At 71.2% G+C, this 10,530-nt stretch carries 11 protein-coding genes and 1 riboswitch; of the genes, 3 read left to right on the top strand and 8 right to left on the bottom strand.

Features of this window, described 5'->3' with window-relative positions:
* The 5 genes from O3Q52_RS39750 to O3Q52_RS39770 form a co-directional block, all read right to left on the bottom strand.
* On the bottom strand, positions 1–866 hold an 866-nt coding region (locus O3Q52_RS39750; RefSeq protein ID WP_269653433.1), incomplete at its 3' end, for an ABC transporter ATP-binding protein.
* Entirely contained in the window at positions 863–2,110 is a 1,248-nt protein-coding gene (locus tag O3Q52_RS39755; RefSeq protein ID WP_269653434.1) for an energy-coupling factor transporter transmembrane component T, read from the bottom strand. The genes O3Q52_RS39755 and O3Q52_RS39750, both read right to left, overlap by 4 nt.
* Positions 2,111–2,201: 91 nt before the next feature.
* Positions 2,202–2,873: an SCO2322 family protein gene (locus O3Q52_RS39760; RefSeq protein WP_269653435.1), complete on the bottom strand. Its 672-nt coding sequence runs from the start codon at positions 2,871–2,873 to the stop codon at positions 2,202–2,204.
* Complete coding sequence (locus tag O3Q52_RS39765; protein WP_269653436.1) at positions 2,870–4,138, bottom strand: prenyltransferase/squalene oxidase repeat-containing protein; 1,269 nt, start codon at positions 4,136–4,138, stop codon at positions 2,870–2,872. Before O3Q52_RS39765 ends, O3Q52_RS39760 begins: the two co-directional genes overlap by 4 nt.
* Before the next feature lie 126 nt (positions 4,139–4,264).
* A riboswitch (cobalamin riboswitch) is annotated at positions 4,265–4,359 on the bottom strand.
* Positions 4,360–4,523: 164 nt separating this feature from the next.
* A complete protein-coding gene (locus O3Q52_RS39770) occupies positions 4,524–5,549 on the bottom strand; it encodes an MBL fold metallo-hydrolase (RefSeq protein WP_269653437.1) in 1,026 nt (341 codons plus the stop codon).
* Positions 5,550–5,756: 207 nt separating this feature from the next.
* On the opposite strand from O3Q52_RS39770, the gene O3Q52_RS39775 reads away from it, so the two are divergent.
* Both O3Q52_RS39775 and O3Q52_RS39780 read left to right on the top strand, forming a co-directional pair.
* A complete protein-coding gene (locus tag O3Q52_RS39775; RefSeq protein WP_269653438.1) occupies positions 5,757–7,214 on the top strand; it encodes an aldehyde dehydrogenase in 1,458 nt (485 codons plus the stop codon).
* 3 nt (positions 7,215–7,217) lie between these two features.
* Positions 7,218–7,451, top strand: coding sequence for a ferredoxin (locus O3Q52_RS39780; RefSeq protein WP_266740273.1), 234 nt, complete (start codon positions 7,218–7,220; stop codon positions 7,449–7,451).
* A 28-nt stretch (positions 7,452–7,479) separates the two neighbouring features.
* On the opposite strand, the gene O3Q52_RS39785 is transcribed toward O3Q52_RS39780, so the two are convergent.
* Genes O3Q52_RS39785 through O3Q52_RS39795 form a run of 3 tightly spaced genes read right to left on the bottom strand, consistent with a single transcriptional unit; the run spans position 7,480 to position 8,749 of the window.
* Complete coding sequence (locus O3Q52_RS39785; protein ID WP_269653439.1) at positions 7,480–7,857, bottom strand: hypothetical protein; 378 nt, start codon at positions 7,855–7,857, stop codon at positions 7,480–7,482.
* Positions 7,854–8,057: a hypothetical protein gene (locus tag O3Q52_RS39790; protein WP_269653440.1), complete on the bottom strand. Its 204-nt coding sequence runs from the start codon at positions 8,055–8,057 to the stop codon at positions 7,854–7,856. Before O3Q52_RS39790 ends, O3Q52_RS39785 begins: the two co-directional genes overlap by 4 nt.
* A 44-nt stretch (positions 8,058–8,101) precedes the next feature.
* Positions 8,102–8,749 carry a TetR family transcriptional regulator gene (locus O3Q52_RS39795; protein ID WP_269653441.1) on the bottom strand — a complete coding sequence of 216 codons (648 nt, stop codon included), beginning with the start codon at positions 8,747–8,749 and terminating at the stop codon, positions 8,102–8,104.
* A 249-nt stretch (positions 8,750–8,998) separates the two neighbouring features.
* Here O3Q52_RS39795 and O3Q52_RS39800 point away from each other — a divergent pair.
* Positions 8,999–10,530 (top strand): glycosyltransferase family 4 protein (locus O3Q52_RS39800; protein ID WP_269653442.1); only part of this gene is annotated, 1,532 nt, incomplete at its 3' end.

The following is a 10,530-nucleotide window of genomic DNA, read 5'->3' on the forward strand; positions in this document are numbered from 1 at the left end:
GCTGCGGTGTTCGCGTACGTGCTCGTCGTGTTCGCCGGTTCGTACGTGGTGTTCTCCAGCCGCTCCCGGAGTGCGCCTGCTCGTCGACGGGCGTCCCGCACCGTCAGCGGCAGGGGTGACCAACCGGCGAGCCTGCCCAGTGCCACCACCGGCGGGTACACCGGGGAAACGGCCATGACCTCGGACGGTGTGCCCAGTACGAGCGGGGCGCCGGGGGTGGGGAGGAGGGCGACCTGGTCGGCGTACTGGATGACGCGTTCCAGACGGTGCTCGGCCATGAGGACCGTCGTGCCGAGGTCGTGGACGAGGCGCTGGAGGACGGCGAGTACCTCCTCCGCGGCGGCCGGGTCGAGGGCCGAGGTCGGTTCGTCGAGGACCAGGACCTTGGGGTGCGGGGTGAGGACCGAGCCGATCGCCACGCGCTGCTGCTGCCCGCCGGAGAGCGTGGAGATGGGGCGGTCGCGCAGGTCGGCGAGGCCGAGCAGGTCGAGCGTCTCCTCGACGCGGCGGCGCATCACGTCGGGCGCGAGGCCCAACGACTCCATTCCGTAGGCGAGTTCGTCCTCGACCGTGTCCGTCACGAAGTGCGACAGCGGGTCCTGGCCCACCGTGCCGACCACGTCCGCGAGTTCGCGCGGCTTGTGGGTACGGGTGTCGCGGCCCGCCACCGTCACGCGGCCGCGCAGGGTGCCGCCCGTGAAGTGCGGGACCAGTCCGTTCACCGCGCCGAGCACCGTCGACTTGCCGACCCCGGACGGTCCGACCAGTAGCATCAACTCCCCCTCGGGGACGATGAGTTCGATGTCCTGGACGGTCGGCCCTGCCGCTCCGTCGTATGTCACGGAGACATTCTCGAAGCGGATCATGAGGGTTCCTTGCGGGTGTTCTCGGGGCGTGTGTGCTCGGGGTGGGCGGTCTTGGGGCGGGTGTTCTCGGGTGCGGGGGCGATGAAGGCGGGGAGCAGGCCGAGCAGGACTGCTGCCGCGGGCCACAGGGGGAGGGTCGGCGCGGTCAGCGGGACCATGCCGGGGTGCAGGGCCGCGGAGTTGGACGGGGAGTACGAGGCGTACAGGATCAGCAGCGTCGCGACCGCCGCGCCGGACGCGGCGACCAGCCATGCGCGTACGCCCCACGCGTCCGGCCGGTAGCGGGTACGCAGCGAGCGGCGGCCGCCGAGCCACAGGCCGCCGAGGGCCGCGGCGAGTCCGGCGAGCAGTACGGGCAGGCCGTAGCTGCCGCCTTCCGCGGTGAGCAGGCCGTACGTTCCGGCGCAGACCCCGACCAGGCCGCCGAGCGTGAGTGCGGCGGTGGTGCGGCGGACGGTTCGCGGTACGTCCGCCGTGCGGCCGTAGCCGCGCGCGTCCATCGCCGCCGCGAGGGAGACGGACCGCTCCAACGCGCCCTCCAGAACCGGGAGTCCGACCTGGAGCAGGCCGCGCAGGCCCTTGTCCGGGCGGCCTCGGAGGCGACGGGCGGCGCGCAGGCGCTGGACGTCCGCGATCAGGTTCGGGGCGAAGGTGAGGGCCACTACTACGGCAACTCCCGCTTCGTACAAGGCTCCTGGGAGGGATTTGAGGAGGCGGGCCGGGTTCGCGAGGGCGTTCGCCGCGCCTACGCAGATGAGGAGGGTGGCGAGTTTCAGGCCGTCGTAGAGGGCGAAGACGAGGCCTTCCGCGGTGACTCGGCCTCCGATGCGGATGCCCTCCGCCCAGTCGGGGAGGGGGAGTTCGGGGAGGGTGAGGAGGGTGTGGGTGCCGGGGATGGGGGAGCCGAGGACCACTGCGAACGCGAGGCGGATGAGCAGGACGGCCAGGGCGAGTTTCACGAAGGCGCCGTAGGAGTGGGCCCAGGGGGCCTCTGTTCGGCGGGCGGCTACTACGTAGCCGGCTACGCCGATGAGGAGGGTGAGGAGGAGGGGGTTCGTTGTGCGGGAGGCTGCCGTGCCCAGGCCCAGGGCCCAGAGCCACCAGGCGCCTGGGTGGATTGCGTTGGTGCGGGTTGCCTGTGGGGCGGTGAGTCTGCGTTGGACTCCTGGGACAGGGCACCCGGAGTCTGCGGCTGTGCCCACCCTCCCCCACTCTCGGCTCCGCTCAAGCGGGGGGACCCCCATCGCCCTGCGGAACGCCTGCCCACAGCACTGGCAGCTGCGGTATCGCGTCCCCGGTGTCGGTCGTCGTTGCTGGCGGTCATCGCAAGGCCCGTCAGTCGCGGCGGCGGCGTGCTTGCCACACGGCTGCCGCGCCCAGGGCCGCCACCGCGGCGATTCCGGCCAGCAGGCCCACCGAGGGGCCGCCGTCCCCGTTGCCGTCACCGCGCTTGCTCTCCGCCTCCGTGCCGGGCGACGCCGAAGTCTTCGGGCGGTCGCCCGCGACCGGTTCTCCGCAGCCCGTGGTGGGGTAGCCCGCGATGGCGCAGAGCAGGGCGTTGGTGTCGTAGCGGAGGGGTTTGGCGACGGCGGCGAGGGCGTCCGCGGTCGTGGCGTCGTCGTCGATGAGGGCGCAGGCCGTGCGGGGGCGGGGCGGTGTCGAGCCGGACGGGGCGTCCGCGGCCGTGCCGAAGTCGAGGACGAGGCCGACCCGCTTGGACCCCTCCCGCGCGGGCGTCTTCGCGCAGATCGTCGCGAAGTCGGCGCCCCCGCGCGGCTTCGCCGAGTCCTTCGAGTCCTCGCTCACCGAGAAGCGGAACCCCTGGACGTCACCGTCCGAGGGGCGCGCGGTCGACGGCCCCTGGGTCGCGTACACCCACGTACCGGCGGTGGAGTCCCGGTCCCAGAAGGACCAGTAGCGGTAGCCGACCGCCTGGGCCTGCCCCGCCGTGCCGAGGACGGCGAGCAGGAGACACAGGACCGGCAGAACCAGGCGGCGGCAGGTCACGGCTGCTGCTTCTTGTTACGGCCGCTGAGGAGGAAGCCGATGCCGATGCCGCCGACCAGGCCGACCCCGATGATCCACCAGAGGCTGACCCCGCCGTCGTCCTCGTCCGAAGCATCTGCCTCGTCGTTCTTGCCGTCCGCCGGGGCGGTGGAGGCGTCGGAGGACGTCGCCGCGGGGCCGGTCGCGCCGAGCTGCTTCACGAGGTCGGCGCCGCCGAAGGCGCGCGGGTCCGTGCCGGTGGCGTTCGCCGCGAAGATCAGCTGCGCGTACGCCGCCGGGCCGCTCTTCGCCGCCCAGGTACCGGAGTTCTTCTCCAGCCAGGCCAGCGGCTTCTCGGTGTCGGCCGTGCGGCCCGCGGCGGCGAGCGCGACGACCGTGTCGGCGGTGTTGCCGTAGTCGGGCTGGTCCTCGGCGCCGGGGAGGGAGGACTTCAGGTAGCCGTTCTTGGCGACCGCGCCCGCGAGGTACAGGGCACCGTTGGCCGCCGCGTCCTCGATCGTGAAGGAGTCGCCGCCCGTGCACTGGGACGCCTTCGGCGATGCCTTGTCGTCACCGTCCTCGTCGGGATCGGTGTCGAGCCCCTCCCCGAGGGCACCCAGCACCCCCGCCGCCGTGGCGTCCGCGTTCGCCGCGAGCTTGCCCTTCTTGTCCGGCTGGAAGGCGAAGGCACCGCCGCCGGTCCCGTCGCAGGGGACGGAGAGGCCGAGCAGGGCGTCGTACGGCGTCCGGTCGTCCTTCGAGGGCACGTCCTTCGGGTCGGTGTCCCCGGCGTCCAGGGCCCCGATCACGACGGACGTCGAGTTGGTGTCGCTGGGCGTGCCGGGGAAGTAGCCCCAGCCGCCGTCCTTGTTCTGCACGGACTTCAGCCACTTCACGGCCGCGCCCGTCACGGCGTCGCTCGCGTCGAGGGCCTCCAGGGCCTGCAACGCGGCGGCCGTGCTGTTCGTGTCGACCTTGGTCTTGGCGTCGCACTTCGCGCTCGGGTCGGGGCGGTACGCCGCGAAGGCCCCGCTCTCGCACTGCTGGCCGACGAGCCAGTCGACGGACTTCTTCGCGGGCTTCACATCCACGGTGTCCTGGGCGAGCAGCGCGAGCGACTGCCGCCAGACGCCGTCGTAGGTGGGGTCCGTGCCGCCGTACAGGGCGGAGGGGAACGCCTGGGACGGGGTCGCGCCGGGCGACTCGTCGGCGAGGGCGGCCGGCGCGAACGCCGTACCGATCACGGCGGTGGCGGCCAGTACCGCTGCGCTGCGGCGGACAAACATGATCGGCGGATGCCTCTCCCGGTCAGGGAGCCGGGCAGCCTGGAATCCAAGGCGGCTCGGCTCCGTATGCCTCGACGGTGCCGGTCACCGGCGGTTCCGGTGACGCGAGCCGGTCACGTCCGTACGGGGCAGTCCGGCTCACCGCCCCTGATCGACTGATCCACTGATCGGCCGGGCGGCACACGGTTGCGGGTCAGCGCCGGATTTGCACCGGCTTCCCCCCGTACGACTGTGATGACGACCTGCTCACTGTACCGGCCCGTAGCAAGACCCTGAGGGGCGCCTGTGGGGCCGCCTGTGGGGCCGCCCTGTCCGGCCGGGCTCCCGCGCGGACGCTTCCACCTTTGAGCCACCGGACATGCCCGTGCGTCCGGGGAAGGCGGGCTCAAACAGCCATGTACGTCACCGGATCGCTCCCCGGTACCGCCTCCGCGTGGCCCAGTTTCACCAGTCGGCGCAGGTGGGCCTCCGCCTCCGAGACAGCGATGTTCCTCGATCCGTAGGGGATGTCGTCCCACGGGCGGTTCCACTCCATGCGGACGGCGAGCTGCCAGGAGGTGAGCGGGGTGGAGAGGAGCGAGCGGAGGTCCGTCAGGCGGGACTCGTGGTGGTCGAGCAACTCCCTTACGCGGGACGGGGCGTCGGTGAACGCGTGCAGGTGGGCCGGGAGGACCTCGGCCGGTTCGAGGCGGCCGATCCGTTCCAGGGAGTCGAGGTAGTCACCGAGCGGGTCGGCGACGGTCTCGTCGTCCGGGTCCTCGTACAGGCCGATGTGCGGGGTGATCCTCGGCAGCAGGTGGTCGCCGGAGAACAAGCGCCCGTGGCCAGGGAGTTGGGCAGGGTGGGCCTCCTCAAGGTGGAGGCAGACATGGCCGGGGGTGTGGCCCGGGGTCCAGATCGCGCGGAGCCGGCGGCCGGCGAGGTCGAGGAACTCGCCGGGGACGATCTCGCGGTCGGGGAGCGCGGGGGAGGCGCCGGGGAACATCCGCGAGCGGGCGGTGCGCATCGGCGCCACGTGTTCCTCGGGCGCGCCCGAGGCGGTCAACTTGTCGGCCATGTACGTGAACCAGCGTCCGGGCTTCGTCCCGCGCGTCCGCCGTACGATCGAGATGTCGGCGGCGTGCATCGCGATCCAGGCGCCGGACGCCTCCCGCACCTTGCCCGACAGGCCGTGGTGGTCCGGGTGGTGATGGGTGATCACCACTCCGTGGATCTCCGCGACGGATGTCCCGCACGTCACGAGCCCCTCCACGAGCGCGTCCCAGGACGCCGGGTCGTCCCAGCCCGTGTCGATCAGCACCGGCCCGCGGTCGGTGTCCACGACATACACGAGCGTCGTTCCGAGTGGATTGTCCGGGATGGGAACCTCGACGGACCGTACGCCGCCGCCGTGATCGGTCACCTGTGCCATGGGTTCCCCTGTCGCCGACTCCCGGCCACTATAACTAGAACCAGTTCCAATGGGAGCCCAAGTCACTCACCGGGTCGGGGTGATGGATCACGGGAGCGGTGAAGTGGTGTGAGGTCCGTGGACTCCTCCAACCGGAACTGGTATCAGTTCCAGTGTTGTTGTTTCTGATGAACCGTCAGAAAAAGTCCCGCGGAGAGGCAGTCGGCCATGACCGAGCTCGTGGAACACGGACAGCTGTTCATCGGCGGGGAGCTGGCCGCTCCCCTGGGCCAGGACGTGATCGAGGTGGTCTCCCCGCACACCGAGGAGGTCATCGGCCGGGTGCCGCACGCCTCGCGGGCGGACGTCGACCGGGCCGTCGCGGTCGCGCGGACCGCGTTCGACGAGGGGCCCTGGCCGCGGATGTCCCTCGACGAGCGCATCGAGGTCGTCAACCGGATCAAGGACGGGATCGCCGTACGTCACGAGGAGATCGCCCGCGTCATCTCCTCCGAGAACGGCTCCCCGTACTCCTGGAGCGTCCTCGCGCAGGCCCTCGGCGCGATGATGGTGTGGGACGCGGCGATCACGGTCGCGCGGGACTTCACGTACGAGGAGGCGCGCGACGGAGTGCTCGGGAAGATCCTCGTTCGGCGCGAGCCGGTCGGGGTCGTCGCGGCCGTCGCGCCCTGGAACGTCCCGCAGTTCGTGGCGGCGGCCAAGCTCGCGCCCGCGCTGCTGACCGGCTGCACGGTCGTGCTCAAGCCCTCACCCGAGTCGCCGCTCGACGCGTACATACTCGGCGAGATCGCGAAGGACGCCGGGCTGCCGGAGGGAGTTCTGTCGATCCTGCCGGCGGACCGCGAGGTGAGCGAGTATCTCGTCGGGCATCCCGGAATCGACAAGGTCTCCTTCACGGGTTCGGTCGCCGCGGGCCGGCGCGTCATGGAGGTCGCCTCGCGCAATCTCACGCGCGTGACACTGGAGTTGGGCGGGAAGTCGGCGGCGGTGGTCCTGCCGGACGCGGACATCGAGACCTCCGTGCCGGGCATCGTCTCGGCGGCCTGGATGAACAACGGCCAGGCGTGCGTCGCCCAGACCCGCATCCTGCTGCCGCGCTCGCGCTACGACGAGTTCGCGGAGGCGTTCGCCGCGGCCGCGAACGCGCTCGTGGTCGGCGATCCGCTGGATCCGGCGACCCAGGTGGGCCCGCTGGTCGCGCAACGGCAGCAGCAGCGCAACCTCGACTACATCCGTATCGGCCAGGAGGAAGGCGCCAAGATCCTCACGGGCGGCGGGCGTCCGCCCGGTCTCGACCGCGGCTGGTACGTCGAGCCGACGCTCTTCGGTGACGTCGACAACTCCATGCGGATCGCTCGCGAGGAGATCTTCGGGCCGGTGATCTGCCTTCTCCCGTACGGCGACGAGGCCGAGGCGGTCAAGATCGCCAACGACTCCGACTACGGGCTGAGCGGCAGCGTCTGGACGGCCGACGTGGCGCGTGGCATCGACGTGGCCCGCCAGGTCCGTACCGGCACGTACTCCGTCAACACCTTCAGCCTCGACATGCTCGGCCCCTTCGGCGGCTACAAGAACTCCGGCCTGGGGCGCGAGTTCGGCCCCGAGGGCTACAGCGAGTTCCTGGAGCACAAGATGATCCACCTGCCCGCCGGCTGGGAGGCCTGACCGATGGGCGACCGCTGGCACGTCGAGGTCGACCGCTCCCTCTGCATCGGCTCGGCCCAGTGCACCCACCTCGCCCCCACCGCCTTCCACCTCGACTCCGCCATGCAGTCCCACCCGGCGGAGCCGGAGGCCGACGCCAACGAGAAGGTCCTGGAGGCGGCGGAGGGGTGTCCGGTGGAGGCGATCATGATCACCCTGCTGGGGAGCGGGGAGGCGGTGTTTCCGCCGGAGGAGTGAGCGCGGAGGGTGGCGGGGCCTGCCGGTCCTACCGCCAGGAGGCGATGGTGCGGGCTACGTCCCGGAGGTCTGCTTCCTGGGCTCGGATGGCTCCGGCCAGCAGGTGAACGTCGTCGGGTTTGGGGTCGACCGGCTGCTCGGAGGCGTTCATGTAGAGCGCGGTGCAGGCCCAGCCGATGACGGCGTTGAAGTCGGCGAAGGGCCGCAGGAGCAGAGCGGTGTGGAACAACGTGGCGGCACGCGCGGCCGGCTCCTCGTAGTAGAGCTGGCCGTGTGGCTGCTCGAAGAGGTGGCGGTCCGCCATGGCATCCAGGGCGCCCCAGTCGGCGACGGGGGTGTTGACGGGCGAGACGCGCGTCTGGACCTCCAGGATCCACCCCGCGTCGACGCGGATGACAGGGCTCAACGCATGCCCTCCGGCATGTCCTTGAACACGTCCATGGCCCACGCGACGGTCTCGTCGACACCCTGCAGGAACGCCGTCCGCTGTGCGTCCGCGAGGATTATGTCGTGCGCGTGGGAACGCATCGACTTGCCGAGCGAGGCCGCGTGCGCCTTGGCGAAAGCGAGCTCTTCCTCGGTGAATTCCACTGTGATCATCGGCATGCCGAAAATGGTAGCAGCGGTGAAATCGATGGCAGTAGCACAGGTCAGTCGTCCGTTGACGTCAGGTCGATCAACCTGCACACCGTCTCGATGTCGATCTTGACCTGGGCGATGGAGGCGCGGCCCGAGAGCCAGGTGATCAGGGCCGAGTGCCAGGTGTGTTCGATGACTCGGACCGCGGAGAGCTGGGCGGGGGTGGGGTCGTCGAGGCCCATCGCATCGAGGATGATCACCGTGGTCTGGCGGGAGACCTGGTCGACCTCCGGGCTGACGCTGCGATCGGCGAACGTCAGGGCGCGGACCATCGCGTCGGCGAGATGCGGCTCGCGCTGAAGGGCGCGGAAGGCGCGCATCAGCGTCTCCGCCACCCGCTCCGCCGCCGTGTCGCCCGCCGGCGGCTTCTTGCGGAGCGTCCCGTGCATATGGGCGAGCTGGTCCTGCATGGTCGCGACCAGCAGGTGCACCTTGGACGGGAAGTAGCGGTAGAGCGTGCCCAGGGCCACCTGGGACGACTCCGCGACCTCCCGCATCTGCACGGCGTCGAACCCGCCCCGGCTCGCCAGCTGCGCGCTCGCGTGCAGGATGCGCCGCCGCCGCGCCTCCTGGCGCTCGGTGAGCGGGGGAGTGACCGGCTGCGCGGCCCGTACCGCCGGCTGCGCGGCCTTCGCCGCAGTCTTGGCTTCCGCAGGCATGGATCCCGATTCCGTGACGTTCGTACAAGATTCGTACAACAGAGGGCTCGATGGGGACGAGTGGGCGACAGCAGAGTAGAGCCCGGCCGTGGCGTGAATCACCTGATCCACCGCTCACAGGAGAGCTACCTGCCGGTAGATTCTGTGCTCCCTGAACGATCAAGTCTGAAACTTGTTCTAGATTACCGTCCCGAAGTAATCTCGCGGGAACGTGCTGGAAGAAGGGGGCCGAGAGTGACCCATGAGGCCATGGAGGCAGGCCTCCACGCGGGCTCGGCCGCCGACGCCGACCGACCGCTGCGCATCGCGCTCCTCACCTATAAAGGGAACCCGTTCTGCGGCGGCCAGGGTGTCTACGTACGGCACCTCTCGCGCGAGCTCGCCCGCCTCGGCCACCAGGTCGAGGTCATCGGCTCCCAGCCCTACCCCGTGCTCGACGAGGGCGAAGGGCTCGACGGGCTCTCCCTCACGGAACTGCCCAGCCTCGACCTGTACCGCCACCCGGATCCCTTTCGGACGCCGAAGCGTGACGAGTACCGCGACTGGGTCGACGCGCTCGAGGTCGGCACGATGTGGACCGGCGGCTTCCCGGAACCTCTGACGTTCTCCCTGCGGGCCCGCCGCCATCTCCGCGCCCGCCGCGGCGACTTCGACGTCGTGCACGACAACCAGACCCTGGGCTATGGGTTGCTGGGGGATGTGGGCGCCCCGTTGGTCACCACCATCCACCACCCCATCACCGTGGACCGGCAGTTGGAGCTGGACGCCGCGGAGGGCCGGCGCCGCCGGATGTCCGTACGCCGCTGGTACGCGTTCACGCGCATGCAGAAGCGCGTCGCCCGCCGCCTCCCCTCCGTGCTCACCGTCTCCGGCACGTCCCGCCAGGAGATCGTCGACCACCTCGGCGTACGCGACGACCGCATCCACGTCGTCCACATCGGCGCCGACACCGACCTCTTCTCGCCGGATCCGTCCGTGCCGCAGGTGCCGGGCCGGATCGTCACCACGTCCAGCGCGGACGTTCCCCTCAAGGGCCTCGTCTTCCTCGTCGAGGCGCTCGCCAAGGTCCGAACGGAGCATCCCGCCGCCCACCTCGTCGTCGTCGGTAAGCGTGCCGAGGACGGGCCGGTCGCCCAGCTCATCGAGCGGTACGGCCTCGAAGGCTCCGTCGAGTTCGTGAAGGGCATCTCGGACGCGGAGCTCGTCGACCTCGTACGGTCCGCCGAGGTCGCCTGCGTGCCTTCCCTCTACGAGGGCTTCTCGCTGCCCGCCGCCGAGGCGATGGCCACCGGTACGCCGCTCGTGGCCACGACCGGCGGGGCCATCCCCGAGGTCACCGGCCCCGACGGCGAGACCTGCCTGGCCGTCAGGCCCGGCGACGCGGGCGCGCTGGCCGCCGGGCTGAGCAGGCTGTTGGGTGACCCCCGGTTGCGTGAACGACTCGGCTCAGCCGGACGCTCGCGCGTGCTGGAGCGGTTCACGTGGGCCAAGGCCGCGGAAGGCACGGTCGCCCGCTACCGCGAGGCGATTGCCGACGGAGCCCGCTCCGCGGCAGGCGTCGGCCGCTCCGCGGCCAGGACCCAAAGCCGCTCCGCGGCAGGCACTGACCGCTCCGCGCCCCAGCTTCCCGGCCGCTCCGCGGCCTCACAGGATGCTGACCCGGCGCCCGCCACCTCTCCGGACCTGGCGTCGGCCACCCCGTTGGACCTGGCGTCCACCACCCCGCTGGACCCGGCGTCAGCCACCCCTCCGGCCCCGGCGTCAGCCACCCCTCCGGCCCC

Origin of the sequence: Streptomyces sp. ActVer (assembly GCF_027270795.1) — a bacterium.
In the GTDB taxonomy this organism is placed as follows: domain Bacteria; phylum Actinomycetota; class Actinomycetes; order Streptomycetales; family Streptomycetaceae; genus Streptomyces; species Streptomyces umbrinus_A.